This is a genomic window from Umezawaea tangerina (genome assembly GCF_003002815.1).
Classification (GTDB): domain Bacteria; phylum Actinomycetota; class Actinomycetes; order Mycobacteriales; family Pseudonocardiaceae; genus Umezawaea; species Umezawaea tangerina.
On record NZ_PVTF01000010.1, the window covers coordinates 361,127 to 387,714 of the forward strand.

The 26,588-nt window shown below is 72.6% G+C and carries 22 protein-coding genes and 1 pseudogene; 13 read left to right on the forward strand and 10 right to left on the reverse strand.

Translation table 11 applies throughout. From position 1 onward, the window contains the following. Positions 1-12 precede the first annotated feature (12 nt). Positions 13-954, forward strand: a complete 942-nt coding sequence (locus CLV43_RS32105; RefSeq protein ID WP_281262188.1) for a GlxA family transcriptional regulator — start codon at positions 13-15, stop codon at positions 952-954. Here CLV43_RS32105 and CLV43_RS32110 read toward each other — a convergent pair whose 3' ends face one another. Continuing rightward, complete coding sequence (locus CLV43_RS32110; protein ID WP_106191846.1) at positions 955-1,656, reverse strand: TioE family transcriptional regulator; 702 nt, start codon at positions 1,654-1,656, stop codon at positions 955-957. It lies immediately after the preceding gene. 81 nt (positions 1,657-1,737) lie between these two features. On the opposite strand from CLV43_RS32110, the gene CLV43_RS32115 reads away from it, so the two are divergent. Further along, a complete protein-coding gene (locus CLV43_RS32115) occupies positions 1,738-2,880 on the forward strand; it encodes an erythromycin esterase family protein (RefSeq protein ID WP_106191848.1) in 1,143 nt (380 codons plus the stop codon). After that, the gene (locus tag CLV43_RS48055; protein WP_170156106.1) at positions 2,871-3,383 is read left to right on the forward strand and encodes a putative immunity protein; all 513 of its coding nucleotides are present in this window, start codon (positions 2,871-2,873) and stop codon (positions 3,381-3,383) included. Before CLV43_RS32115 ends, CLV43_RS48055 begins: the two co-directional genes overlap by 10 nt. Before the next feature lie 646 nt (positions 3,384-4,029). Here the strand turns inward: CLV43_RS48055 and CLV43_RS32120 are convergent. From CLV43_RS32120 to CLV43_RS32135, 4 genes are read right to left on the reverse strand one after another with little or no spacing between them, the layout of a single operon-like run. Next, complete coding sequence (locus CLV43_RS32120) at positions 4,030-5,088, reverse strand: GDSL-type esterase/lipase family protein (protein ID WP_106191849.1); 1,059 nt, start codon at positions 5,086-5,088, stop codon at positions 4,030-4,032. A 6-nt stretch (positions 5,089-5,094) separates the two neighbouring features. After that, positions 5,095-5,748, reverse strand: a complete 654-nt coding sequence (locus CLV43_RS32125) for an ABC transporter ATP-binding protein (protein WP_106191851.1) — start codon at positions 5,746-5,748, stop codon at positions 5,095-5,097. Continuing rightward, on the reverse strand, positions 5,745-6,407 hold the full coding sequence (locus CLV43_RS32130) for an ABC transporter ATP-binding protein (protein ID WP_106191852.1): 663 nt from the start codon (positions 6,405-6,407) through the stop codon (positions 5,745-5,747). The genes CLV43_RS32125 and CLV43_RS32130 overlap by 4 nt, the downstream gene beginning before the upstream one ends. Continuing rightward, positions 6,400-8,907, reverse strand: a complete 2,508-nt coding sequence (locus tag CLV43_RS32135) for a permease (protein WP_106191854.1) — start codon at positions 8,905-8,907, stop codon at positions 6,400-6,402. Before CLV43_RS32135 ends, CLV43_RS32130 begins: the two co-directional genes overlap by 8 nt. A 125-nt stretch (positions 8,908-9,032) precedes the next feature. On the opposite strand from CLV43_RS32135, the gene CLV43_RS32140 reads away from it, so the two are divergent. Beyond that, on the forward strand, positions 9,033-10,535 hold the full coding sequence (locus CLV43_RS32140; protein WP_211304645.1) for a chitinase: 1,503 nt from the start codon (positions 9,033-9,035) through the stop codon (positions 10,533-10,535). A 70-nt stretch (positions 10,536-10,605) separates the two neighbouring features. Here the strand turns inward: CLV43_RS32140 and CLV43_RS32145 are convergent, their stop codons facing one another. Continuing rightward, complete coding sequence (locus CLV43_RS32145; RefSeq protein ID WP_106191857.1) at positions 10,606-11,964, reverse strand: amidase; 1,359 nt, start codon at positions 11,962-11,964, stop codon at positions 10,606-10,608. Positions 11,965-12,023: 59 nt separating this feature from the next. Between CLV43_RS32145 and CLV43_RS32150 the strand changes: the two genes are divergently transcribed. Together CLV43_RS32150 and CLV43_RS50515 are read left to right on the forward strand one after the other, a co-directional pair. Beyond that, positions 12,024-12,629 carry a TetR/AcrR family transcriptional regulator gene (locus CLV43_RS32150; RefSeq protein ID WP_211304646.1) on the forward strand — a complete coding sequence of 202 codons (606 nt, stop codon included), beginning with the start codon at positions 12,024-12,026 and terminating at the stop codon, positions 12,627-12,629. A gap of 347 nt (positions 12,630-12,976) precedes the next feature. Next, positions 12,977-14,339, forward strand: a pseudogene (locus CLV43_RS50515) (DUF1996 domain-containing protein). Between the two features lie 52 nt (positions 14,340-14,391). Here the strand turns inward: CLV43_RS50515 and CLV43_RS32160 are convergent. Then, positions 14,392-15,588, reverse strand: a complete 1,197-nt coding sequence (locus tag CLV43_RS32160) for an alpha-amylase family protein (protein WP_245887139.1) — start codon at positions 15,586-15,588, stop codon at positions 14,392-14,394. Between the two features lie 199 nt (positions 15,589-15,787). Here CLV43_RS32160 and CLV43_RS32165 point away from each other — a divergent pair, with 199 nt between their 5' ends. The 6 genes from CLV43_RS32165 (at position 15,788) to asnB (ending at position 22,298) form a co-directional block, all read left to right on the forward strand. Continuing rightward, a complete protein-coding gene (locus tag CLV43_RS32165) occupies positions 15,788-16,660 on the forward strand; it encodes an AfsR/SARP family transcriptional regulator (protein WP_106191860.1) in 873 nt (290 codons plus the stop codon). A 133-nt stretch (positions 16,661-16,793) separates the two neighbouring features. Next, complete coding sequence (locus CLV43_RS32170; protein ID WP_106191862.1) at positions 16,794-17,360, forward strand: transketolase C-terminal domain-containing protein; 567 nt, start codon at positions 16,794-16,796, stop codon at positions 17,358-17,360. Then, positions 17,357-18,430: an inositol-3-phosphate synthase gene (locus tag CLV43_RS32175; RefSeq protein WP_106191864.1), complete on the forward strand. Its 1,074-nt coding sequence runs from the start codon at positions 17,357-17,359 to the stop codon at positions 18,428-18,430. Before CLV43_RS32170 ends, CLV43_RS32175 begins: the two co-directional genes overlap by 4 nt. Before the next feature lie 112 nt (positions 18,431-18,542). Then, entirely contained in the window at positions 18,543-19,331 is a 789-nt protein-coding gene (locus CLV43_RS32180) for an SDR family NAD(P)-dependent oxidoreductase (protein ID WP_106191865.1), read from the forward strand. A 124-nt stretch (positions 19,332-19,455) separates the two neighbouring features. Then, positions 19,456-20,562 carry a nucleotidyltransferase domain-containing protein gene (locus CLV43_RS32185; protein WP_342749829.1) on the forward strand — a complete coding sequence of 369 codons (1,107 nt, stop codon included), beginning with the start codon at positions 19,456-19,458 and terminating at the stop codon, positions 20,560-20,562. Beyond that, positions 20,562-22,298 (forward strand): asparagine synthase (glutamine-hydrolyzing), encoded by a 1,737-nt coding sequence (gene asnB, locus CLV43_RS32190; RefSeq protein WP_106191869.1) that lies wholly within the window; start codon positions 20,562-20,564, stop codon positions 22,296-22,298. Before CLV43_RS32185 ends, asnB begins: the two co-directional genes overlap by 1 nt. A 69-nt stretch (positions 22,299-22,367) precedes the next feature. Here asnB and CLV43_RS32195 read toward each other — a convergent pair whose 3' ends face one another. Next, on the reverse strand, positions 22,368-23,318 hold the full coding sequence (locus CLV43_RS32195) for a phosphotransferase (protein ID WP_106191870.1): 951 nt from the start codon (positions 23,316-23,318) through the stop codon (positions 22,368-22,370). Between the two features lie 272 nt (positions 23,319-23,590). On the opposite strand from CLV43_RS32195, the gene CLV43_RS32200 reads away from it, so the two are divergent. After that, the gene (locus CLV43_RS32200; protein WP_211304647.1) at positions 23,591-24,127 is read left to right on the forward strand and encodes a response regulator transcription factor; all 537 of its coding nucleotides are present in this window, start codon (positions 23,591-23,593) and stop codon (positions 24,125-24,127) included. A gap of 253 nt (positions 24,128-24,380) precedes the next feature. Here the strand turns inward: CLV43_RS32200 and CLV43_RS32205 are convergent, their stop codons facing one another. Together CLV43_RS32205 and CLV43_RS32210 are read right to left on the reverse strand one after the other, a co-directional pair. Further along, a complete protein-coding gene (locus tag CLV43_RS32205) occupies positions 24,381-25,379 on the reverse strand; it encodes a nucleoside-diphosphate kinase (RefSeq protein ID WP_106191874.1) in 999 nt (332 codons plus the stop codon). After that, on the reverse strand, positions 25,376-26,557 hold the full coding sequence (locus CLV43_RS32210; RefSeq protein ID WP_106191875.1) for a methionine adenosyltransferase: 1,182 nt from the start codon (positions 26,555-26,557) through the stop codon (positions 25,376-25,378). Before CLV43_RS32210 ends, CLV43_RS32205 begins: the two co-directional genes overlap by 4 nt. Positions 26,558-26,588: the final 31 nt, after the last annotated feature.

Below are 26,588 nucleotides of genomic sequence, written 5' to 3' on the forward strand. Positions count from 1 at the left end.
CAGGATGGTGCGGTGCGGCGTGTGACGATCCTGGCCTACGACGACGTGTCGATGATCGACATAGCGGGCCCGGCCGACGTCTTCGGCCAGGCCAACCGGTTCGGTGCCGACTACCGCGTCGGCGTGGTCTCACCCGGCGGCGCGGACGTCCGCACGTTCAACGGCGTCCGGGTGAGCGTCGACGGCGCGGCCCGCGACGCCGAACCCGGCGGCACCGCGGTCGTCCTCGGCGGCTACGCCATGGTCGAGACCCCGCTGGACCCCGACCTGCTGGAGGCCGCCCGCGTCCTGGCCGCGGGCGCCGACCGCGTGACGGCGGTGTGCACCGGCTCGTTCCTGCTCGCCGAGCTGGGCCTGCTCGACGGCCGCGCGGCCACCACCCACTGGCGGCAGGTCGCGCTGTTCGCCCGGCGCTACCCCGACGTGCTGGTCCAGCCCGACTCGCTCTACGTCCACGACGGCCCGTTCATCACCTCCGCGGGCGTCAGCTCCGGCATCGACCTCGCCCTGTCGCTGGTCGAGGACGACCACGGCTCCGAGGTCGCCGCCGAGGTCGCCCGTGCGATGGTGGTGTTCCTGCAACGCCCCGGAGGCCTGTCCCAGCACTCCGCGGCGTCCCGCTGGCACGTGTCCCGCACCAGTCCGCTGCGGGCGGTCCTCGACGCCGTCGCCGCCGACCCGGCCGCCGACCACTCCGTGCCCGCCATGGCCGCCGCCGCGTCGGTCAGCGCCCGCCAGCTCTCCCGGCTGTTCCACGACGAGATCGGCACCACCCCGGCCAGGTACGTGGAGCTGGTCCGCCTGGAGTGCGCCCAGGACCTGCTGCAGAAGGGGCACACCGTCGCCGTGGCCGCGGCCCGCAGCGGGTTCGGCAGCGACGAGACCCTGCGCCGGGTGTTCACCAACCGGCTCGGCCTCTCGCCCACCGCGTACCGCGAACAGCACCGGGGCTGACTACCGGCCGAGCAGGTCCAGGTAGGCGCCGAGCCGGGTGGCCGCGGTGAGCGTCGCGCGGCCCTGCGCGGTGAGCTTGCGCCGCCAGTCGGCCAGCGCCGTGGCCAACGCCTCCGTGCCGCCCGCCGTGCGGATCTGGTGCACCACGGTGGAGATGAGGTCCAGCGGGTAGCGGCCGCGCCGGAGCAGGTGGGCCACCTCGGCGTCGCGGACGTCGCTCGGGCGGTAGACGCGGTACCCGGTGGCCGGGTCGCGCGCGGGCACGACGATGCCCGCCTCCTCCCAGTTGCGCAGGGTCGCCGGGGTGACGTCGAGCCCGCGGGCCAGCTCCCCGATCGTGCGGGTGTCGGCGGACGGCTCCGGGGCGGCGTGCGCGGTCAGGTGGTCGACGGCCTCCCGCACCGCGTCCAGGGTCTCGCGGTCGCGCAGCAGCCGCGCGTGGCCGCGGTCGATGACCCCCAGGGCCTCCTCGACCTCGTCGCCGTTCACCGCGGTCATGATCCGGCCCGCCGCGGGGTACCCGTAGGCCGGGACCAGGGCGAGGTAGGCGTCCAGCGCGGCGGCGTGCGCCTCGGTGTAGACCCGGTAGCCGGCCGGGGTGCGTTCGGCGGGCGGGAGGAAGCCGCTCCGCTCGTAGTTGCGGACGGCCTGGGTGGAGATGCCGTGCGCGCGGGCGAGGTCGGTGGGCCGGAGGGTTCTCACTGGTTTGAAACTTTACCGCGAGACCCGCTGCTGGTGTCGGCGGAAGTCTCAACGGTGCTTTCAAGGATACGCTTGAACCTCATGAGTCAGGACATCTTGGGCTTCGTGACCCCGTCGTGCGACCTGCTGGCCTTCGGCGAGCCGACCCACCTCGAACCGGCGTTCCAGCGGGTGCGCAACGAGCTGTTCCCCCGGCTGGTCGAGCACGGGTTCCGGTCGATCGCCGTCGAGTCCGACCGGGCGGCGGCGCTCGTCGTGGACGACTACGTGCGGGAGGGCGTGGGGACGCTCGACTCGGCGATGCGGGACGGGTTCTCGCACGGGCTGGGGGAGCTGGAGGGGAACCGGCGGCTGGTCGCGTGGATGCGGGACCACAACGAGGACCTGCCGCCCGACGAGCGGGTCGCGTTCCACGGGTTCGACGCCTCCACGGAGATGATGAGCGCGCCCAGTCCGCGGGCCTACCTGGAGCGGGCGCGCGACTACCTGGGGTGGGACGTCGACCTCACGGGGCTCCTCGGGGAGGACGAGCGGTGGAGCCGCACCGAGGCCGTGATGCGGTGGGAGGAGTCGGTGGGCGCGTCGGCCGAGGCGGGCGAGCTGAGGGTGATCGCGGACGACATGGTGGTCGCCATGGACGTCCGGGCACCGGAGCTCATCGCCGGGTCGTCGTTGGCGCAGTGGCGGCGGGTGCGGACGCACCTGTTCGCCGGGATCGGGTTGCTGCGCTACCACCGGGAGCTGGCGCGGCCGGGGGAGCAGGCGCAGAGGGTGTCGCGGTTGTCCGGGGTCCGCGACGGGGTGATGGCGCGCAACCTGCTGGACATCCGTGAGCTGGAAGCGGTGCGGGGCAAGACGTTCGTGTTCGCCCACAACATGCACCTGAAGTGGACGCCCAGCGAGTGGAGGTTGGCCGACATGGACGTGGAGTGGGTGTCGGCGGGGGCGATCGTGGGGTCGTTGGTGGGGGAGGGGTACGTGTTCGTGGCGGGGAGCCTGGGACGGAGTGCCCGGTTGGGGTTGGAGGAGCCCGCGGCGGGCACGTTCGAGGCCGGGTTGCAGGACCGGGTGTCGGGGTGGGGGCTGGTCGAGGCCGGGTCGGTGGACAGCGGGAGCGTGCGGACGGACACGCGGCCGGAACAGGGCTACTTCCCGTTGGACCAAGGGGTTCTGGAGGGGGCGGCGGGGGTGCTGCACGTCGTGGACGGTGCCGGGTGGAACTGACCCTGGAGGAGCTGAGGGCCGTCGCCGGGTTCGCCGTGGCGTGCGCGGAGCCGGTGCTGCGGATCTTCGAAACGGCGCGGCCGGAGGACGGGCGGCCGCGGGAGGCGATCGAGGTCGCGCGGGAGTTCGCGGGCGGCGGGAGGAGGACGAAAGCCATGCGGGACTGCGCTTGGGCGGCGCAGAGGGCGGCCGGGGAAGCGCGGGATCTGGGGTTCGAGGCGGCTTGGGAGGCGGGGAGGGCCGCACTTGCGGCGGCGGGGGCCGGGTACCTGCATCCGTTGGAGAAGGCGACGCAGGTGAAGCACATCCTGGGGGCGGCGGGGCATGCGGGGAGGGCGGTGGAGCTGGAGGTCGGGGGTGATTCTGGGGTGCGGTACGTGGAGGGGGTGGTGGGGGTTGCTTCGGGGGTGGTGGTGGGGGTGTTGAGGAGGTATCCGGGGGCGCCTGGGGGTGGGGGGAGGGGGGGGGAGTTGGTGAGGTTGTTGGATGGGTTGTTGAGGTGAGGGTGGGGTGCTGCCCTCTGGTGAAGCCTGGTCCTGGTTGTTCCACTGCGTGAAGTCTGGTTCTCGGTCCTTCCATCGTGCGAAGTCTGGTTCCTGGTCCTCCCACTGTGCTAAGTCTGGCTCCCGGCCCTCTCATCGTGCGAAGTCTGGCTCCTGGCCCTCTCATCGTGCGAAGCCCTGTCCCCGGCCCTCCCACCCCTGGGGAAGCCCGGCCCCCCGGCGCGCGATTGTCTCAATGCCCCACCCCCGTTTGTCAAGACGATAAAGCTGTCTTGACAAACGGGGGTGGGGCAGGAGGGCGCTGTGTATCGGGGGCGGGAGGGGATCTGGCTTCGCCAGACATCAGGCTGCGCCTGACTTCAAGGCATCGGCTGGCGCCGACAGGGCCCCAGGCGCTCCGCGCCGGATGCGCGTTGGCGGGCTGCGCCCGTCGGGGTGGCTCCTGGCTCTAGTCCTTTGCCTTTCTCATTCCCGCTCTTCTCTTCCCCTCCGTCCTTTCCCGCCCAGCCCTTTTCCCTACCGCTCAGCCCTTCCTTTACCCCTCCTGCCCACTCCACTCCACCCCAGCCTGCCCTGCCCCACCCACCCCCCGCTCTCCCCTCCCACGCGTCCCCTCCCCCTCCACCCAGCAGCCTGGGGACGGGGGTCAGTCGGTGTTGGTGCTGGAGACTGCTTTGAGGTTGCCCTGTTGGTCGGCTACGCAGGTGGCGGTTTTGGTGGTGGTGCTGAGGAAGTCGGTGAGGCAGCGGCCGAACTGTTCGTGGCCCTTGGCGTTGGGGTGGAAGGATTCCTGGAGGGCGTGGGAGGCGCGGGATTCGTCGCGGAGGCCGTCGAAGTCGACTGAGAGCCTGGTGAACCACTCGTCGTCGGGGTTGGGGCCGCCGGTGCAGGCTTCGTGGTCGGTGCCTGCCTGGGTGAGGTCGAGGAAGCGGGCGTTGGTGCGGCGGGCGGCGGTGTTGAGGCCCTTGGCGAGTTCGCCGACGCCGGTGTCGCGGACCCAGGTCATGTCGCCGGTGCGGAGGGGGCAGCCTGCGAGGTTCTGCAGGTCGCCGGGGACGCCGGGGGCGACGGGGGAGGCGTAGGACTGGAGGACGAGGGTGTAGGAGCGTTCGGTGTAGCCCTCGTCGTGCATGACGGTGCGGATGTCGCGCAACGCCCTCTCGACCTTGGGGACCATGCGGTCGACGCGGCCGCGCCAGTCGTCGGAGAGGGTGGCGGTGCAGTCGGCCTTGCGTTCGAACCAGGCCTGGACGCAGCGGTTGAGGACGTCGGAGAAGCGGGGGTCGTCGTTGGCGCCGACGGCGACGACGATGACGGCCACGCGGTTGACGCGGGCGATGGCGGCGAGGCGCTTGGACTGGGACTGCTCGGTGTTCTGGAGCTTGTCGGTCAGACCGACCTGCTCGGAGTTGGCGCCGGAGCAGGAGAGGTTGAACGTCTTGTCGACGCCCGCGACGACGGTCCGGTTGATGGTGGCGTTGGCGGAGCGGTGGCACCAGTCGCCGTTCTCGCCGTCGGTCCCCGCCTCGTAGTCGCCCGCGCCCTCGCCGGACATGGTGCTGTCGCCCATGGCGACCATCGCGACGGGTGCGTCGCGGGCGGGGCCGGGAGGCGCGGCGAAGCGGTGGTCGCTGACGACCACCAGGACGGCGAGGAGGGGGACCACGACGAAGAGGGCCAGGACGCGGCGAGCGAACGGGTGCATCGGGACTCAGTGTACGGAAACGATCCCGTTGTCGAGGACGAGTGTGCGGTCCGCCGCGCGGTGCACGAGGTCGTGGTGGGTGGCGATGAGCACGGCCGAACCGGTGTCCGCCGCACGGCGCAGCACGGCGACGGCGGCGGGGGCGCTGCGCCGGTCGAGGTGGGCGGTCGGCTCGTCGGCGAGCAGCACCTTCGGGCCGGTGATGACGGCGCGGGCGAGCGCGGCGCGCTGCTGCTGGCCGAACGACACCTCGGCCGGGTAGCGGTCGCCGAGGCCGTCGATGCCCAGCTCGGCCATCAGCCCGTCCACGGCGTCGCCCACCGGGTGGCCGCGGCGGGCCGGGTCCAGGCGCAGCGGCAGGGCGATGTTCTCGGCCAGCGTCAGCTCGCCCGCCAGGCCGAGGGCCTGCGGCAGCACGGCGCACAGCTGCCACGGCGGGGGAGTGGTGAGCGACCGCCCGCACACCTCCACCGTGCCCCGGTCGGGCTGGTCGAACCCGCACAGCAGGGTGACCAGCGCGCTCTTGCCCGACCCGGACGGCCCGGACAGCGTGACCAGCTCCCCGGCGGCCACCTCCAGGTCGACGCCGCGCAGCACGTGCACCGCGCCGCTGGGGTGGTCGAACGACCGGTGCACCCCGTCCGCCCGCAACGCCGTCACGTCAACGCCCCGTCGCGCAGCGTGAACAGCTGGTCCGCCAACGCGATCAGCCGGGGGTCGTGCGAGGCGACCACGACCGGGACGCCTTGGCGGGACAGGTCCACGAGGGTCTCCAGGACGAGGTCGGCGGACGCGGTGTCCAGCTGCGAGGTGGGTTCGTCGGCGAGCACCACGGCGGCGCCGCGGGCCAGCGCGCACCCGAAGGCGAGCCGCTGCTGCTGCCCGCCCGACAGCGCGGTCACCTTCCAGCTCGCGGTGCCGGGCAGGCCGAGGTCGTCGAGCAGCCCGTCCACCCGCTCCGGGCGCCCGGCGGACTGGGCGGCGGCACGCAGGTTGTCGCCGACGGACAGGTGGCCGATCAGGTTGTCGCCGGGGTTCTGGAACACCAGCGCGATGTCGGTGCGCCGCAACGCCCGGCGCGCGCGGTCCGACAGCCGGGTCGTGCCGCGGCCGTGCAGCTCGACGGCGCCCAGCGTCGGCCGTTCGACCAGGCCCAGCACCCGCAGCAACGTCGACTTGCCCGACCCGGACGGCCCGGCCAGCACGGTGATGCCGGTCGACGGGACGTCCAGGCCCACGTCGGACACGGCGGTGACCGTGCCGCCGGGGGTGCGGTAGTCGACGCCGACGCCGGTCAGCCGCAGGACGTGGTCAGCCACGGATCAGCTCCCCGATCCGGGCCGCGCGGGCGGCGCGCAGCGCGATCCACGCCGCCGCGAGCACGACCAGCGCGCTGCCGACGGCCGTGGTCACCAGCAGCGGCAGCACGTTCGGCAGCGTCGGCGACGGCGTGAGCCGCGGCGCCGGGTCCAGCCGCGGCACGGCGACCCCGCTGCTGAGCGCGCTCGCGGCGCTGCCGACGACGACCGCGAACGCCGCCACCGCGCCGAGCTCCACCAGGTGGCTGGACAGCAGCGTGGCCGGGCTCATGCCCATCCTGGTGCTCAGCGCGCCCGCGACCGCGTTCTGCCGCCTGCGCACCTCGATCGCGAGCAGCAGCGCGATGGCCGCGACGATCGCGAGCACCCCGCCGATCGCGGTGACGAACCCGAACGCCCACCCGATGGTGAGGAACGGCAGCCCGGCGATCGCCTTGGACCGCTCCTGCACGCCGGTGTAGTCGATGCCCGCCGCGCGCAGCGGCCCGGTGAGGTCGGCGGCGGACCTGGTGGACCACAGGTACCAGGAGCCGACGGCGTCGGCGGCCGTGACCCGGTCGCGCGGCACGACGTACCCGTCCGCGCCGACCTTCGGGAACGACGGCAGCGTCGTCCTGGGGTTCAGCGGCGGCAGTCCGGGCAGCTGGACGTCGCGGCGCGCGGGTGGGCCGATCCGCAGCGGCTCGGTGAGCAGCGCGCGCAGCTCGTCGGGGTCGGCGGTGCCGAGGTAGGCGCCGTCGGTGAACGTGGCCGGGTCCACCACCACCGCGGTGCGGTCGTACTGGCTGCTGACGCCGACGACCGTGGTCGACCCGCGCAGCTCGGCCGGCAGCTCGCGCTCGCCGGTGACCAGGTCGGTGCCGATCTGCACGACGCTGTTGGCGCCGGTGTAGAGGCCGGACTTCTCGTCCAGCGCGGTCCGCTGGGCGTTGGCGACGCTGGTGCCGACGGCGATCGTGCCGATGGCCAGCACCCCCACCAGCAGCACGCCGGTCACCGGTCCGGCGCTCGCGGCGAGCCTGCGGATCGCGATCTGGGCGGCGGGCCGGTGCCACAGCGACGCGCGGTGCGACGCGCGCAGCAGCACCCGCAGCACCCTGGCCGCGAGCAGCGCGGTGGTCAGCACGACCAGCAGCGGGAACGCCAGCGCGGCCGCGTCGATCCCGGGCAGTCCGCCGATCTTGAGCGGCGTGGACAGCCCACCCGCCCGCAGCCGCTGCCAGGCCGCGAACGCCAGCGCCGCGGTCGCCAGTTCCCACGGGACGGCGGCGAGCACCCGGCGGGCGAGCCCCCTGCCCGTCGGTGCCTGGAACATCCGGTGCGCGTGGAACGCGGTCACCACCAGCGTGACGGCGAGGCTCGCCAGGACGACGGCGACGACCGCGAGTACGGCGGTGGGCAGCGCGTCGGGTTCGAGGTCGGTGGACGGCGCGTACACGCCGAGCAGCAGCCGGGCCGTGCCCAGACCCGCCGCGCCGCCCAGCACCAGCGGTGCGCCGAGCTCCAGCACCGCGCGGCCGCCGAGCGCCCACGGCCCGGAGCCGCGGCACCACAGCATCCGCAGCTCGGTCCGGCGGCGCTGCACCCAGCCCGCGGTGACCGTGCCGACGCCCGCGAGCCCGATGAGCAGGCTGATCAGGGTCAGCGGCAGGACGGCGGCGCGGACGTTGGCCGCGGTGGCGCGCGCGTTCTCCACCGGCAGGGGCAGCACGACGTTGTGGCGCAGCCTCGGGATGATCCCGTCGGTGCGGTCGTCGATCCGGTCGAGCAGAGCGGTCCCGGACGCCAGCAGCACCTCGGCCTGCGTCGCGGTGCGCGGCGCCGGGACGGGGAAGCGCAGCGACAGCGCGACGCCTCCGCCGGTGAGCTCCGGCGGCAGCGCGTCGAAAGCCTCCTGGCTGGGCATCCACACCACCGAGCTGGTGACGTCCTTGCGGGTGATCTTGTTGGGCACGACCTGCTTGCGCTCGCCGCACCACCACTGGTCGATCGGGTCGTTGAGGTCGGCGTAGATCGCGGTGACCGGGGGCAGCCTGCCGCCCATGCCGCGTTCGCCCAGCCGCAGGTCGGTCGTGTCGGCGACGCTGCGGGGGACCCACATGCCGTCGCGGGACCCGCCCTCGAGCACGGTCACGTGGTCCACGGCGCCCTCGCGGTAGCCGAACTTCGCGAACGTCGGCCTGCCGCCGAAGTCGGTGCGGACCTCGGTGGTGTAGGTCGCGGCGAGCACGGGCAGCGACCCGGCGGTCTCGCGCGCGGCGGCGACCACCTCGTCGACCCGGTCGGCGGGCACGCCGCGGTCGGCGTCGAGTCCGGGGTGCAGCAGCTGCTCGCACAGCCGGTCCTGCTGGTAGGCGACCGCGGCGCTGCCGGAGGCCGAGGAGTGCAGCACGGCGGCGGCCACGACGAAGCTCAGCAGCAGCGCTGTCACCACGCTGACCAGCAGGGTCAGCGGGCTCGACAGGGCCGCGCGGGGTGCGGCGCGCCACGGGGTCTGCACGGGCGAACGCTATACGTCGGATGTCCGGTCGGGGAGTGTTTCGCCGAGAACCTTGACAGTGGGTTGATGGTCTAGTCCAATTCGGAAACAGACCCACCTGGAGGCCGCCACCACTAGGAGGACGCATGTCACGTGTGCTGCTCGCGAGAGTGGCGGCGGTGGTGACGCTCGTGGTCGGCGCCGTGCTGGTGGGCCTCGCGCCCGCCTACGCCGCCGGGGTCACCGCCACCTTCACCAAGACGTCGAGCTGGGAGACCGGCTACACCGCCCAGTTCGCGGTCAAGAACGACACCAGCTCGACGGTGTCGAGCTGGAAGGTCGAGTTCGACCTGCCCACCGGCACCGCCGTCGGCGCGTACTGGGACGCCCTGCAGACCAACTCCGCCGGGCACTACTCGTTCACCAACCGCGACTACAACGGCACGATCGCGCCCGGCGCCACCGTGACGTTCGGCTTCAACGCGAGCGGGACGGCGAGCCCGGCCAACTGCAAGATCAACGGCGCCGCGTGCACCGGCGGCACCACGCCGCCCACCACCACGACGACCACGACCACCACCACGACGACGACCACCACGACCACACCGCCGACCACGACACCGCCGCCCGCGACCGGGCTGCCCAAGCGGGTGCTCGTCGGCTACCTGCACGCCAGCTTCGCCAACGGGTCCGGGTACATCCGGATGAAGGACGTCTCCGACGACTGGGACGTCATCAACCTGTCCTTCGCCGAGCCGACCTCCGCCACCTCCGGCCAGCTGAGGTTCACCCTGTGCCCGGTCGCCGAGTGCCCGAACGTCGAGTCCGAGGCGGAGTTCATCGCGGGCATCCGCGCCAAGCAGGCCGCGGGCAAGAAGGTGCTCATCTCGGTGGGCGGCGCCAACGGCCAGGTGCAGCTGTCCACGACGGCCGCGCGCGACGCGTTCGTCAGCTCGGCGTCGGCGATCATCGACAAGTACGGCCTGGACGGCATCGACATCGACTTCGAGGGCCACTCGCTCTCGCTCAACGACGGCGACACCGACTTCCGCAGCCCCACCACACCGGTGATCGTGAACCTGATCTCCGCGCTGAAGACGCTGAAGTCCCGCTACGGCGCCAAGTTCGTGCTCACCATGGCGCCCGAGACGTTCTTCGTCCAGGTCGGCTACCAGTTCTACGGCGGCCAGGGCGGCGCGGACAGCCGCACCGGCGCGTACCTGCCGGTCATCCACGCGCTGCGCGACTCGCTGACGCTGCTGCACGTGCAGGACTACAACTCCGGTCCCGTCACGGGGCTGGACAACCAGTACCACACCATGGGCGGCGCGGACTTCCACGTCGCGATGACGGACATGGTGCTGGCCGGGTTCCCGGTTCGCGGGGACGCGTCGAAGTTCTTCACCGGCCTGCGCCAGGACCAGGTCGCCTTCGGCCTGCCCGCGAGCATCAACGCGGGCAACGGGTTCACGTCGGTCGCCGACACGCACACCGCGCTGGACTGCCTGATGAAGGGCGCGAACTGCGGCTCCTACAAGCCGAAGGGCGTGTACCCGAACCTGCGCGGCCTGATGACGTGGTCGGTCAACTGGGACCGCTTCAACGGTTTCGAGTTCTCCAAGGCCAACCGGGCTTACCTGCCCCGGTGACCGCCGCTGCCGGGTGGTCCCCCACCCGGCACGGCACCGCCGGCCGGAGGACCCTGACCTCCGGCCGGCGCTACCAGGGGCCGCCCGCTCCACCAGGGGCCACGGTGCGCTCCACCAGTTCCGCGGCGTCCAGGCAGGTGTCCTCGCGGTACATGCGGCCGATCACCTGCACGCCCATCGGGAACCCGTCGACCAGTCCGGTGGGCACCGCGACCGCGGGCACGCCGACCAGGCTGGTCACCGAGCACAGCGCGATCGCCCGCGAGTACCGGTCGAACTCCTCCTCGTCGCGGGACTCCTGGTCCGGTGCGAACGACGGCACGGTGCTGACCGGTCCCAGCAGCAGCGGCCGGTCGTCGAGGAGCTCCCCCCAGGCGCGCCGGATCCCTTGCCGCACACCGGTCAGCGCGAGGTACCCGGCCAGGTCGGCCGGTTCCCGCCTGCGCATCGACAGCTCCAGGTACCGGCTCGCCCCCGTCCCGAGCAGGTCGCGCACCACGGGCCAGGTCCGCGCGAACTCGGTCATGATCAGCCCCGAGTAGGCGTCCAGCGCCTCGGCCATCCTCGGCGGCAGCACCTCCTCGACGTCGTGACCGTTGTCCGACAACGTCCCCGCGGCCGCGTCCAGCGCCGCCCGCACGTCCGGGTGCGCGCTCGGGTCGGCCACCAGCCCGACCCGGCGGGGCACCGGCGGCCCGGTCACCGGCACCGGGACCGCGCGCGGGTCGCGCACGTCCGCGCCGCAGAGCACCTCGTGCACCACGCGCAGGTCGGCGACCGAGCGCGCCAGCGGCCCGTCGACCGGGATCACCTGGGAGGCGAGGGGAGGGTCGTCCGCGCCGAACCGGTGGTCGGCGGCGTAGCGGCCGGTGGACGGCTTGAGCCCGCACACCCCGGTGAACATGGCCGGGATGCGCAGCGAACCACCGGAGTCGTTGCCCAGCCCCAGCAGCGCCATGCCGGTCGCCACCGCGACCGCGTCGCCGCCACTGGACCCGCCCGGCGTCTTCGCGCCGTCCCACGGGTTCGCGGTGTGGCCGTGCAGCTCGCTGGCCGTGTGCATGCCGCGCACCGTCAGCGTCGGCAGGTTCGCGTGCCCGATCGGGATCGCGCCCGCCGCCCGCAGCCGCGCGACCGGCGGCGCGTCGACCGGGCGGACGAGGTCGCGGAACCGCGCGACCCCGTGCGTGGTGGCCTTCCCGGCCACGTCGAGGTTGTCCTTCACCGAGAACGGGACACCCGCCAACGGGCCGTCGCGCACGTGTCGGGCCTGCTCGCGGGCGTCGTCGGCGAACACCTCGGCCAGCGCGTTGACCACCGGGTTCACCTCGGCGATCCGCGCCAGGTGCGCCTCCACCACCTCGACCGCGCTCACCTCGCCCGCGCGCACCCGGCGCCCGGTCTCGACCGCGCTCGCTTCCCACGGCATGCTTCCCCCCCACGGTTTCGGATACAGGTGTGTATCTGGATACGGTAACGTATCCGAATGTGGCGACCGAGCGGATGACCCGTGACCAGAGCCGGGCGCTGACCCGTGCCCGGCTGATCGACGCGGCGGCGGAGCTGTTCGCCGAACGGGGTGTCAACGGCGCCTCGGTGGAGCAGATCGCCGAGCGCGCCGGGTACAGCCGGGGGGCGTTCTACGGCAACTTCGCGGACAAGGACGACCTCGTGCTCGCGCTGCTGGAGCGCCGGACCGAGGCCGAGCTCGACGAGGTCCGCGCCCTGTCCGGCGACCAGGAGGCGTTCCGGGCGTGGCACCGCGACCGCGCCGCCACCGTCCCGACCTGGCTCGCGCTGCGCACCGAGCTCTGGCTGCACGCCCTGCGCGACGACCGCCTCCGCGCCCGCCTGGCCGACCGCGAGCTCTTCGCCCGCCGCGCGATCGCCGGCGGCATCGACGACGCGCTGACCCGCGCGGGTGTCCGACCGCCCGCCGACCTCGGTTTCCTCGCGCTCATCGCGCACGCGCTGGAGGACGGGCTGCTGATCCAGCGCGCGATCGCCCCGGAGGGCGTCTCCGACGAGGTGGTCCTCGACGCCGTCGACCTGCTGTGCCGGTCGTGGGTCGCGCTGGCGCGGCAGGAGGGTTAGGCCGTGTTCCCTGGATCTCGTCCGATGGGGAACGCGCCCTGGCGGTGGAAGGCTCGCGCGGGTGCCGGTCGGTGCGGCGCCCGGCAGCCGCGCGAGGGTCTCGAATGGACTTCCGCTCCACCTGAAACCGCAGGTGGAAGCGCTCTTATGATTCATCCGGTCTATTGAGGACGTCAAGCGGCGCAAGGCATCCTGTGGTCGGAAGCTGTGGAGACCGATCGGTTGGTCTGCATTACGAAACGATAACGGTGGTGACCCGGACGGGCGGCGGCTGATCGGTTGTACGTACTTCGGGATGTCCACCGCCTTGTGCGGATTCGCGCGTTCATCCCCCCGAGGTGCACACCATGACGCGTTCCACAGCGCGGCACCACTTCTCCCGGCGCACGAAGCTCACCGCGGCCATGGCCGGTCTGGCGCTCGCGGCAGGCGTGGCCGTCGTGGTCACGAACGCGGGCAGCGAAGACGCGGCCAGGGCCGACGGCGCCGACCCGTCGCTGTTCGTCGACATCACGAAGGTCAAGGCCAACGTGAAGGCGCCGAAGCCCCAGCAGGGCGCGACCACCGGCACGTTCACGGTCGACTGCGGCCTCAACGAGAATGGCCACTTCAACCCCGACAACTTCATCGCCGCGCCCGGCGTGCAGAACGGTGCCCAGCACCTGCACGACTACGTCGGCAACCTGACGACGGACGCGAACTCGAACGACAAGAGCCTCGACGCGGGCGGCACCACCTGCAAGAACGGTGACAAGTCCGCCTACTTCTGGCCCGTCATCCGGATCGACAAGGGCGAGGAGGAAGCGGGCGGAGGCGGCGGGATCGAGTGCCCGGACGTGGCCGCGCAGCTCAAGGACGTGCCCCAGCAGGCGAAGGCGGAGGTCGACAACAACCTGGCGCTGCTGGGCACCCAGGAGGCCGAGGCCGAGAAGCGGCTGGCCGACACCGCGGCGGCGCAGAAGAACGACGCCGGGTTTCGTGGACAACGCGATCCTGGGGCCGCTGAAGGAGAAGCGGGCCGCGACCATCGAGCGGATCGCCATCGCGATCGGCCGGGTGGCCGCGAAACCGCAGGGCCTGGACAAGCTCGCGGCGTGCAAGCTCGCCGCGAGCGGCGGGGGTGCCGAGGCCGGGAACGGCACCGGGACCGGCAAGGACGAGGAGCTGGAGGGCAACGACGGCGAGGTCCAGGAGCCCAAGGCCGCCGACATCACCTTCCGCGGCAGCCCCGTGGGCAAGGTCGTGGCGATGCCGAAGTTCCTGAAGATCCTCTACGGCGACGCCAAGCGCTCGATCAACGGCGACAAGAACACCAAGGCGTCCTGGACCTGCGCGGGCTTCGAGGACAAGGTGCTGCTCACCAAGTACCCGATCTGCCCCAACGGTGCGGCGGTGAAGCGGATCCACGACTTCCCCGGCTGCTGGGACGGCAAGAACACCGACAGCGCCAACCACCGCGACCACGTGGCGTTCGCCGACGCCGACGGCCGGTGCGGCAACGGCTTCAAGGCCATCCCGCAACTGCGCATCACGCTGACCTACGACATCCCGGCCGACGTGCAGCGCAACGCCCAGTACAAGGTCGACTCGTTCCCCGCGGAGAAGCACGACCCGCTCACCGACCACGACGACTTCGCCAACGTGATGTCCGACCAGATCATGAACAGGCTCGTGAACTGCGTCAACTCCGGCAAGACCTGCAAGGAGTGACCACGGCGCCACCGCCGCCGTTCCCTCGCCGCGGCGGTGGCGCCCTTCCCGTTCAGAGCTCGCCGGGGCGGGTCGTCGAGGTGGACACCCGCACCATCGCGGCCCCGTGCGCGGGGACCTCGGCGGTGACCGCGCCCGCGGAGGGTTCGGCGGTGTGCGCCCAGAGGTCCCGCACCGAGTAGGCGGGTGCGGCGGGCAGGCCGAGGGCGCCCGCCGTGGTGGAGACGGTGGCGGCGGTGTCCGCTCTGTTGAGCAGGACCACCGCCGTCGACCCGTCCGACATCGGCTTGGCCCAGACCTCCTGGTCGCCGTGGTCGGCGATCCTGGTGCCCTGCCTGCCGCCCCAGTCCTGGTCGACCGCGACGACCTCGGTGTTGGTCAGGGTCGTCCGCGTCCCCTCGGTCATCGAGCGCAGGTCGTTGCCCGCCAGCAGGGGAGCGTTGAGCAGCGCCCACAGGCTGAAGTGGGCCCGCGCCTCGGTGTCGGTCAGCCCGTTGCCGACCTCCAGCATGTCCGGGTCGTTCCACGCCCCCGGCCGCGACCGCGCCGCCCACGCGGGCTGCGCGTCCAGGATCGCCATCACGGTCGTCCAGTCGTCGGTGATGTCCCCGGTGGTGCGCCAGGAGTTCCCGGTCGACGGGCCCCACACCCGCACCGAGTCGACGCCCCAGTTGCACACCGCGAACACGATCGGCCGCCCGGTCGCCACCAGCGCGTCCCGCATCGCCGCGAACCGCTCCTCGCCCGGCGTGCCCCCGGTGTTCCCGCAGTTGTCGTACTTGAGGTAGTCGATGCCCCACGACGCCCACAGGGTCGCGTCCCGCACCTCGTGGCCCAGGCTCGCCGGGTAGCCCGCGCACGTCGTGAGCCCGGCCGAGGAGTAGATGCCGATCTTGAGGCCCTTGCCGTGCACGTAGTCGGCCAGCGCCTTCATCCCGGCCGGGAACCGCACCGGGTCCGCCACGAGGTCGCCGTCGTCGTCGCGGGTGCGCAGCGACCAGCAGTCGTCGATCGTCACGTACTCGTACCCGGCGGCCGCCATCCCGCTCGACACCATCGCGTCCGCCGTCTCCCGGATCAGCGCGTCGTCGACCGCGCACCCGAACGCGTTCCAGTCGTTCCACCCCAGCACGGGGGTCAGCGCGAGACCGTTGTCCAACGGGGTGTCGGGGCGCGCCGACGGCGGGGCGAACAGGAGGGCGGCGATGATCACCGCCAGGGCGGCGGTACTGCCGAGAGCCGAGCGCACGTCCGTCCTTCCGTTAGCGGGTGGTTCACGGGGACTGCCTGGTCGTGGAGGGTAGGAGCGGTTGCTGTGCCCTTGCTGTGCGCGGCTTCCCGCGCAGGTCGGGACGGTGCCGGTTTCGCGCCGCAGAACAAGTGCCGGATTGGTTCCGCTGGGCGAAATCGGCCGCGGTGGGCGTGCGGCGCTGACGCAGACTTCCCCCATGACGGACGTGCGGAACCCTCCCGGCGGGATGCGAGGAGCAGTGGGCGACCGCCGCGGCGCGATCCCCGCCGCGGCCGGTGTCCCGCACACCTACCGGATCCTCGGTGAGCTGCAGGTCCGCTTCCGCGGCAGGCGCGTCGAGGTCCCCGGCGGCAACACGCTGAACCTGCTCGCCGTCCTGCTGCTCAACGCCAACGCGCTGGTCCCCGCCGACGTGCTGGTGGAGCGGATGTGGGGAGACCGGCCGCCGAGGACGGCGCGCGCGGTGCTGCAGAACTGCGTGTCCCGCCTCCGGTCGCTGGTCGACCCGGCCAAGGGTGGTGTGCCGCTGCCGATCGTCACCGGGGCCAAGGGCTACTCGCTCCGCGTTCCGCACGGCGCGCTCGACCTGCACCGGTTCGACGGCGCCGTGGCCGACGCGGACGAGGCGGTGGCGGCCGGTCGCGACCGCGAGGCCGCCGACCTGCTCCACCGGGCGTTGTCCCTGTGGCAGAACGAGGTCCTGCCCGACGTGACGGCTCCCGGAGCGCACCGGGTGGAGATCCGCCTGCTCTACGACCACCGCACGGCGGTCCTGGACCGCTGGGCCGATCTCGAGCTCGCCGCGGGACAGGCCCACCGGGTCATCCCCGAGCTGCGCACCGCCCTCGCGGCGCGGCCCGCCGCCGAACGCCTGCGCTACCAGCTCGTCCGGGCGCTGACCGACAACCAGCAGATCGGCGAGGCGAGCAGGGTGCTCCGCGAGACGGAGGACATGCTGCGCGACCGCTACGGGCTGGACGCGCGGCCCGTGCTGGAGAGGTGGTGGCGGCAGCTCGTCACGTCCGCGGCGGGCGACGGCGTCCGCTGGCCACCGGTGGCCGGGTTCTGACCCGGCGTCGCACCCGCGGGAACCTGCCCGGTGCGGCGGCGGTGCGGTCTTTCGTTGGCAGGAGTCGAAGTCACAGCCGGACCGGCGTCCACCGTGGACGTGCGCACTCGACCATCTGTTGTGGAGGAACGAGATGAAGCAGCACCCCGCATGCGCTTCCAGAGCAGAGGGCGCCCTGGCGACCGCCGTGCTCGACCACCCGCGGACGCCCTGGTGGCATCCGCGGACCTGGGACTACCCGGAGATCCACCTGCCGGGCAGGCGGGACCGCTCCACCCCGCCCGTCGCCGTCCCCGTGGACGACGTCGCGATCATCGCCGCGGGCGACCTGGTCGCGGTCGCGCACGGCTGGGTCGACGGGCTCGCCGCCCTCGGGATGGCGGCGCGGCTGGTGGGCGTGCCGCACGCCCGGCGCCTGGACACCGCGGCGGTGGCCGCGCTGGTCGCCGACCGGCTGCCGATCATCGTCGTGGAGGACCACCCGGTGATCGGGGGGCTGGGCCGCGCCGTGGCCGAGGCGATCGCGGGCACCGGCCGCCAGGTCCCGCTCCTGCGCGTGGGCGTCCCCGCCCGCCGCCCCTACCCCGTCGGCACACCCGGCCTTCCCGACAGCCGCACCGGCATCCCCGGTCGTCCGGGACTGCTGGCCTGGATCCGCAGCAACACCGCGTCTCACCGTGAGGAGTTTGTCACGCCATGAAGAAGTCTCTCCGAGTCGCCATCGCAGGGGTCGGCTCCTGCTCGTCCAGCCTGGTCCAGGTCGCGAGCCTGGCGCGGTGGAGCACCACGCCGCTGGCCGGGATCATGCACGAGCGGATCGGCGGTTACGGCATGGGCGACGTGGAGTTCGTCGCCGCGTTCGACGTCGACGCGGGCAAGGTCGGTCTGGACCTGAGCAAGGCGATCCTCCAGTCCCCGGTCGTCGCCGACGAGCACGTCACCGTGGAGACCACCGGCGTGCAGGTGGAGCCGGGCCCGCTGCTCGACGGCCTGCGCGGCCCGCTGTCCGAGGTCGTCACCGTGCACCCCGACAGCGCGGACCTGTCGCCGGACGTGGTGCGCCGCAGACTGGTGGAGACCGGCGCCGAGGTGCTGGTGTGCCTGCTGCCCACCGGGTCCACCGAGGCGGTCCAGGCGTACGCCCGCGCGGCGGCGCTCGCGGGCGCGGCGTTCATCAACGCCACGCCGGAACCGGTGGCGCACGAACCGGAGCTGGTCGCGCTGTTCGAGGAGCGGGGTGTGCCGCTGCTCGGCGACGACCTGCGCAGCCACCTGGGCGCCACCACGCTGCACACGGCGCTGCTGGAACTGCTGCACACGCGCGGCCTGCGGGTGGTCAACACCTACCAGCTCAACGTCGGCGGCAACACCGACTTCCTCAACCTGGCCGACCCGGCGAGGTCGGCCGCCAAGCAGAAGTCCAAGCGGCGCGCGCTGTCCGCCGCGGGCATCGACGCGAGCACGGTGGCGGCGGGCCCCAACGGGTTCGTCCCGTTCCTGGGCGACCACAAGGTCGGGTTCCTGCGCATCGAGGCCACCTCGGTGCTGGACTCCCAGCTGTCGCTGGAGATCCGGATGGAGGTGGAGGACAGCCCGAACGCGGCCGGTGTCCTGGCCAACGCCATCCGGGTGGCCGCGGCGGCGCGTGACGGCGGGATGGCGGGTGTGGTCGACGAGGTGTGCGCGTTCCTGTTCAAGAGCCCGCGCAGGCCCGCCACCGAACCGGTCGGGCTGGGTCGGTTCCAGGAGTTCGTCGCCGCGCTGGGATGACCGCGGGCCATCGCGCCGGTGGGTGGGAAGTGCTTGCCCCGCAAGGGGATTCGGGAGTCCGGCAGGACGGCGTCGTCCGGTGCCGGGTCGTAGGCGAGGAGGGTGACCGCGCATGGGCAGGGAAGCCGAGGGGTTCACGGGTCGCACCGCGGTGGTGACCGGTGGCGCGCAGGGGATCGGTGCCGCGGTCGTGCGGCGGTTGTGCGCGGAGGGCTGCCGTGTGCTGATCTACGACAAGAGCCCCGAGCACGCCGCGGCGACGCGGGACCGGCTGCGCGCGCAGGGGTACTCGGTGGTCGTGGCGACCGGTGACGTGAGCGACCAGGAGGCGGTGCGGGCCGCGTTCGCGTCGGTGCCCGCGGACTGGGCGCCGCCGACGCTGCTGGTGAACTGCGCCGCGGGGTTCGTGTTCGAGGGGCTGGCCGCGACCGCCGACCAGTGGCACGCGGTCCTGGACCCGACGATCATCGGCCTGTCCCTGGTGACGCAGGCGTTCCAGGCCGGGCTGCCCGAGCGCGACGCCGACGCGGCCGTGGTCAACATCGCGTCCATCTCCGCGCACGTCGCCCAGGACGGGTTCCTCACCTACAACACCAGCAAGGCGGCCGTGCTCGGGTTCACCCGGTGCGCGGCGCAGGAGCTGGCGCCCCGCGGCATCCGGGTCAACTCGGTCAGCCCCGGCACGGTGTGGAACGACGGCAACGAGCGCTACCACCGCGAGGTGCTGGGACTGGACCGGGCCGCCGCCGAGGCGGCGCCGGAGCACGGCGGCAAGTTCCTGCTGCGGCGGTTCGCCGACCCGGCCGAGGTCGCGGCGCCGATCGCGTTCCTGCTCTCCCGCGACGCGAGCTTCATCACCGGCGTCGACCTGCCGGTGGACGGCGGCTACCTGGCGGTGTGAGCCGCCGCGTCCCGCACCGCCGCCCTCCGGCGACGCCGCGGACGGCCTCACGGCGGGCGGTGCGCCCGCCCCACCGCGTGAACGTCGTCCCCACCCCGTGAACACAGAGAGGAAGCAAGCCGTGATGCCCACCTTCCGCCATCACATCGCCACCGGGATCCCCGGCGTGGGCGACTTCGACGAGGACGCGGTCCTGGCCAAGGTGCACCTGGCCGAGGGCGACGTGCTGGTGCTGTCCGGGTCCCTGGTCGACGGCTCCGGCACCCCGTCCTCCGACTTCGACTTCTGCGTCATCGTCGACGAGGCGGACGAGCGGTTCCACCGGGAGACCTTCCCGCGGACCGAGCACATGCGCTTCTACACCAGCGGCGACCGGGTGAAGGCCAGCTTCGACTACCTGCCCGACAGCCTGCTGGGCGTGGACGCCGAGTACCGGACCGCGGACGAGATCCGCGACATGCTGGCCGCGCACCGCAAGCTGTACCGGCACCTGACCACGCGCGCCCGCAAGTCGTCGGGCTTCGCCTCCTCGGCGGTCGACTTCAGGCTGCTGTCCCGCCTCACCTACGGCGTGCCCCTGCTCAACGCCGGGGCGTTCGCCGAGATCACCGCGGACCTGGTGCCGGGGGAGGTCTGCTACACGGCGTTCCGGACGGCGGTGGGCAGCTACCCGGACTTCCGCGACCTGGCCGGGATGTGGGTCCAGCAAGACTACGAGACCGCGCTGGTCGCGGCGCGCAAGCTGGGGGTGGACTGCTTCCGCGGCCTGACCCACGCGCACGGCAACACCAACCGCAACCCGAAGTACCTCGGCAGGTTCCTGGACCGGCTGCCGGAGCACCTGTCGGACCTGACGACCCGGTTCCGCGGGCTCTACGCCTACGGCGTCGCGGACCCCGCCGACGCGCCCGAGGCCATCCTGACCTGGCTCGACCTCATCGACCTCGCCTGCGCCGAGATCCGCCGGGTGCGCGACGACGCGCCGTCGTTCGTCTCCCGCGACGACTTCCTCGACCTGCTCAAGGGCGAGCTGCACGAGACGATGAGCTGGAGCCCCGAGATCTCCAACGAGTACTGCTTCCGCGCCAGGGAGGCCACCGGCGACGTGCCGTCGCTGCGGGAGCTGCTGGCCGCGATGGAGAAGTGCGGCGCCGCCGACCACGGGCTGCCGCTGCGGGAGTGGGCGGCGGGTCGCACCGCCCCCGCCGGCGAGAACAACAAGTCCGCCTGATGTGCCGGATCCACGGGTACTGGGGGCAGGGGTTCGACCCGGTGCTGCTGGAGGCCGCGCGGGACGCCCAGCTGCCGGGCGGCCCCGACCACCAGCGGCACGTCCTGGGACAGGGCTGGGGCCTAGGCTGCAACCGGCTGTCCATCCAGGACCCGCACACGGGGTTCCAGCCGTTCGCGAACGCCGGGGGTTCGGTGCACCTGGTGTTCAACGGCGAGATCTACAACTTCCGGCAGATCCGCGACGAGCTCGCCGGGCACGGCGTGCACGTGGACGGCGACTCGGACGGGTCGGTCCTGCTGCCCTACTACGAGCTGCACGGCGACAGCTTCGTCGACCGGCTGGAGGGCATGTTCGCCATCGCCGTGGCTGACCTGAGGCAGCGGCCGCGCTTGAAGCTGTGGTGCGACCGGCTGGCGGTCAAGAGCCTGTACTACACCGTCACCGACGAGGGCCTGGCCTTCGCCTCCGAACCGCGTGCCCTGGCGGCGCTGGTGAAGCGGCCGCTCGACACGGACCCGGCCGCCGTCGACCACTACCTCAACTGGCAGTGCATGCCGACCGGGACCTCGTTGCACCGCGGCGTCTCCTCGCTCCATCCGGGCGGGAGCCTGGTCTACGACGGAGCCGAGCTGACCGTCCGACGCCCGTCGGACGACGACGCGCCGCCGTCGCTGCCGTGCACGCCGGAAGGGCTGCGGGCGTTGCTGGGGCACGAGATCGGGCGGATGTCGTTGCAGTCGGCCCCGATCGCCGTCCAGCTGTCGGGCGGCCTGGACTCGAGCCTGCTCGCCACGTTGCTGCGCGAACGCCGCGGCGACGTCACCGGGTTCCACGTGACCCACGAGGGTGGCGACGCGACCGACGAGCTGGTGTACGCGCGGGCGGCGGCCGACCACGCGGGCATCCCGCTGCGGGTCGTGCACATCCGGCAGGCCGACCTCCCGGAGCTGATCACGTCGATGGTGACGGCCCTGGGGTCGCCGAACGCCACGCCCCACGCCCTCAGCGCCGACGTGCTGTTCCGGGAGATCTCGGCCGACGGCTTCCGGGTCTGCTTCGTGGGTGACGGCGCGGACGAGCAGTTCGGCGGCTACCGGCGGTACAGCACCGCGCTGGCGGCCGGGGACGACTGGCCGCACCGGTACCTCGACCGGCTGTCCCTGGTGCCCGAGCAGGAGTACCGGCGGCTCTACACCGCCGACTACCGCGACCTGGTCGACGCCGGGGTGAGCAGCAGGCAGCACCAGCTGGAGCTGCTGCGCCGCCCCTCCACCTCCCGGCTGGAGCAGATCCTCACCTTCGACCGGCTGCACAAGCTGCCGAGCCTGAACCTGCGCAAGCTCGACCACCTGTCCATGGCGCACTCGGTGGAGGGACGGGTTCCCTACTGCCAGCCGGAGGTCACCCGGTTCGCCCGGCACACCCCGGACGTCCTCAAGGCCGCCGGGCCGGGCCCGAAGCAGATCCTGTGGGAGTCGTCGACCGGTCTGATCCCGCCGTCGGTGCGGTCGCGCCCGAAGCAGCCGTTCACCTTCCCGGTGGGGGTCTCGTTGGCCGCGGGCACACCGCTGTGGGACTTCGTCGCCGACGTGCTGCACCGACCGCGCCTGGTGACCGCGGGCTACCTCGCCCACTCCGCCGTGCGGCGGGTGTTCGCCGAGCACGCCGAGGGCGTCGAGGACCACGCGCGCCTCCTGTGGGGGCTGATGGTCCTGGAGCTGTCGTTGTCCTAGCGGTCACGGCCACTGCCCCGGACTTGTCCATAGGGCCGAGTCCGGGGCAGTGGCCGTCGGGGCTTCGGGTCAGCACCGGGCGGTGGAGGCCGCCGCTTCGGCGATCACGTCCAGGTTGCGGTCCCAGCGGGACCAGAACCGCGAGACCCAGTCGAGGTACCACGGCACGTGGGTCCGGGACACGTCGCGTTGGTCCAGCAACGCGACGTGCCCCGGCGTGGGGAGGAACCACAGACCGCCCAGCCGGGCCAGGTCGAGTGGTTCGGTGGTGGGCACGAGGCGCAGGAAGCGCCGCACCGCGCTCGGACTCAGCTCGAAGTCGCCGCGGGCGCGGCGGCTCGACAGCCACAGCGCCTTCGCCGCGTCGGCGGGCCTGCGCGAGAACCCCGCCTCGTCCCAGTCGATCACGGTGCACCCGTCCGGGCCGAAGACCAGGTTCTGCCCGTGCAGGTCGCCGTGGTGCACGGCGACGTCCGCATCGGTCAGCCGTCGCGCGCAGGCCAGCAGGCCGTCCAGGCGGGCCGTGAGCGCGCGGACGAGGTCGGGGCGGTCGGCGAGCACGGTGGCCGTGCCGGACAGCTCCTGGTCGGCGGCGGCGAGCCACGGCGAGGCGTAGTCGCCGACGAGCGCACCGGCGACCTCCACGCCCGCGGCGCGGGCCCTCAGATCGCCCAGGACGCCCGCGAGCTCGCCGACCTGCCTGCCGGTGTCCTCCGACGGGTGCCCGTCGGCGAACGGCCGGACCACGACCAGGACGGGCCGCCGGTCGCCGTGCGGGCCGAGGTCGAGGACCGGCGGGTACCAGGGCGCGCCGCGCAGGGCCGCGTCCACGAGCCGGATCCGGTCGGCGACCAGCCGCGAGGAGGTGGCGGGGTGGTGCACCTTCACCGAAAGCCGTCCGACGCGGTAGGACGTGTTCACGCCCCGGCCGTCGAACACCTCCGCCTCGCCGCGGGCGACGGCGGCCATGGCGTGCGCGACCGACGCGGTGCTGGTCGTGTCGGGGTGCCTGGCGGCCATGCGGGCCTCGTTTCCACCGGTGCCGGGTTTGTTCTGGAGTACGCCCCGCGAGAACGGGGCGGAAAGGCGCTTTCGTCAACGGTACGAAACCCGCGAGTTCGACGTCAAGCAACAGTCGTCCACCTCGACGCTAAACGAGTTCCCATCGTCCGCTAATTCTCGCAGGTCGGCGGGAGAATTGTCGCACAACGGGTTCACGGAGGATTCCGGATAATTCTTCGACGGGCCTCTGAATCGTTGACGCGTCCGTCGGGAGTCATTACCTTTCAGTTATGAGCTGGGGAAGCGGGACCACGAACGGGCGACCGGGACCCGAGCTTCCGCCCGGCGTCGTCGACGTGGCGGTCGCGCTGCCGCGGTCGCTCATCCGGTCCGGTGTGGAGCACGTGCTCGCCGCGGACGCCAGGGTGCGGCTCGTGGGCCGGGCCGACCAAGCCGCCGTGGTCGTCTGCGGACCGGGCTTCCCCACAGGGCCGCACACCGTGGTCGTGGGCGCTGAAGCCCCTGGTGAGACCGCTGTGGCGGTCGACTGGCTGGCCGTGCCGGAACGGCTCGTCGACGCGGTGCTGCACGCCGCCGCGAGGCCCGCCGACGGCCGGAGCCGGGTGCGGCCGCCGCTGGGCAGGCGGGAGGTCGAGGCGCTGCGCTGGGTCGCCCAGGGGCTGACGCACCGGCAGGTCGGCAGGCGGATGGGGCTGACCGAGGAGACGGTGAACACCTACCTCAAACGCGTCCGGGGAAAGCTCGACGCGCACAACAGGGCCGTGCTCATCCGCCGCGCCGCCGAACTGGGCTACCTCGTCGGCTGACCCGCGAGAGCGCGGTGGTGAATGTCGGACGCTGAACCGTGGTGCCGAGCAGGGTCGGTTCGTGGAACGCCCTGTCGTGTGCTTTTCGCGTGGAATCCGGTAACCGATCCCCGTCGGAGTCGGAAATAGCGCTTCGAAGCGCCGAGGAATCGTGAACCCCGAAAAGGTGTGTCCCGCCGCTGGGGACACACGGCGGTGTCGGCGTGGACCCGGACGACACCGCGGTCCACGCCGACACCCCACTACCGGACGCTCACCACCCGGCCGCCCCGGCGGCCCACCGCCCGACCAGGTCGACCACCTCGTGGCGAGCCAGGTTCTCGGTCGCCCCGTGCGGGGCGCACGTCCCGGTCCCGTCCACGAGGTTCTGGTCGGTCGCCAGCCGGTGGACCAGGGCCGCGGGCACCTCGCGTTCGGCGAGCGACCGCCCGAGGCTCGTCGCGCCGAGACCGTCGCCGTCGTGGGCGGCGAAGTACGCCCAGGCCTGGAACATCCCCTCGAGGTGGCCCGCGGACAGGTGCACCCCGTTGTAGCTCGCGGACAGTCGCGCGCCGACGTGGTCCGCCAGCTCCGCCGCGGTGCCGCGCAACGTGCCCGGCGCCGCGGTGGCGGGGTCGACGGTGCCGAGCAGGTTCTGCCGGAGGTCCGCGATCGCCCGTTCGCCGCGGCACTCGAAGAAGGCCACCAGCCGAGTCGCGTCGGCGTAACCGCGGACGAGCGCGGGCAGGAAGCCGTTGAGCACGGCCACCGTCCCCGCGCCGAGGTCGAGCGCCGAGACGTAGGACCCCGAGCCCAGCTTGCGCACCCCGGCGGCGCTGACCATCGCCTCCAGGGCGGCCGGGTCGACGTGCGGGTGGGCCGCCAGCGCCGGGTACGCGCCCTGCGCGCCGTCGACGGCCCACTCCGCCAGCACCTGGTCGAGCCGCACGCGCGCGTCGGAGGTGAGCGCGTCGGTGCCGTCCGCGGCCACCCGGTGCAGCCTCGGGTAGTGCCGCAGCAGGTACCCGTGCGCGAGGTAGTCGTCCGCGGGCATCACCGCGCAGCGGGTCATCTCGACGCCGCCGCCCGCCAGCACCTCCCGGATCCCGGTCAGGACCTCCGCCGCCGAGGCCGCGGTCAACAGCTCCGGCTTGACCAGGGTGACGAAGTGCGTCCGCTCGTCGGCGGGCGTGGCGACGGCCCCGGTGTCCCGCCGCTGTCGGCCGAGGCTCGCGCCCTCGGCCACCGCGCGGACCGCGTTCGCGTCGATCACCAGAGCACGACACCCTTCTCGATGAACTCGGCGGTGAGGTCGGCCGTGCCCGCGAGCGTCTCGCCCACCAGCGCCTCGATCGCCGACGTGTCCGGGGCGTCGGTCGTCACGATCACCTCGTCGGGGTCGGTCAGCGGCGCGCCCTTCGAGGTGATGATGTGCACCTGGGACTCGTCGCCACCGAGCTCGTGCACGCGTTCGGCGAGGCGCATCGCCAGCACGTTGTAGATCTTGCCGGTGTGGTCGAGGGGGTTCTTGCCCGCGGAGGCCTCGATGCTCATCGGTCGCATCGGCGTGATCAGGCCGTTCACCCGGTTGCCGCGACCGACCACCCCGACGTCGCCGCTGTCGGCGACGGACCCGAAGACCGTCAGGTACGCCTTGTCGTTGGCGTTGACCAGCACGTCGAAGTCGGCGATGCCCGACGAGGCCAGGAACTTCTCGATCTCCTCGGTCGCCAGGTCGCGGTGGTGGCGGTACTCCTCGACGGACCCGATCAGCCCGGCCAGGAACGGCAGGTTGACCACGAGCCGGAACTTCTCCGCCCGACGGCTGCCGACCACCTTGACGTCCCACCCGGTCTCGGGGTGGCGGAGCTTGAACTCCGGGCCGTTGACGAGCCGCTCGATCCCGAGCACCGCGTTCTCCAGCCGGGAGAGCGGCGCGTAGCCGTGCAGGATGTTCGTGTCGTTGGAGATCAGGCCCGCCGAGCGCAGCGGGATCAGGTCCCCGGAGTCGCGCGGGGCGTAGCGCGCGGAGCTGCGGCTCGGGCCGCGGTGGTCGACGAGCCCCAGTTCGAGCCGCAGGTGCTCGGCGGGGACGAACCCCGTGGTCACCTCGGTCAGCACCTCGCCCGCGGCGGCGAAGAGGATTTCCCGCAACGGGATCTCGGTGTCGCCGACGTGGCTGGCGGCCTTCCCGTAGACGGTGACCCGGTACGGCGCGGTCAATTCACCTCGACCGAAGTCCACGTCCGCGCCGCCGCCGTACAGCACGACTTTGTCGAACCAGTGGTGGGCGACGCCGCCGAAGTTCTCGAGGCAATACTGCGAATAGCGCTGCGACATCCGTTCCGCCATGGCGTCGCACATGGTGTCCGGATGGCCGACCCCTTTGCGCTCGACGACCTCGTAGGAGCGTTCCCCGGCCGCCCGCAGTGGGCGTTCGACAGACAGCATGATTCGTCAGACCTCCGTTCGGCCCTCATCC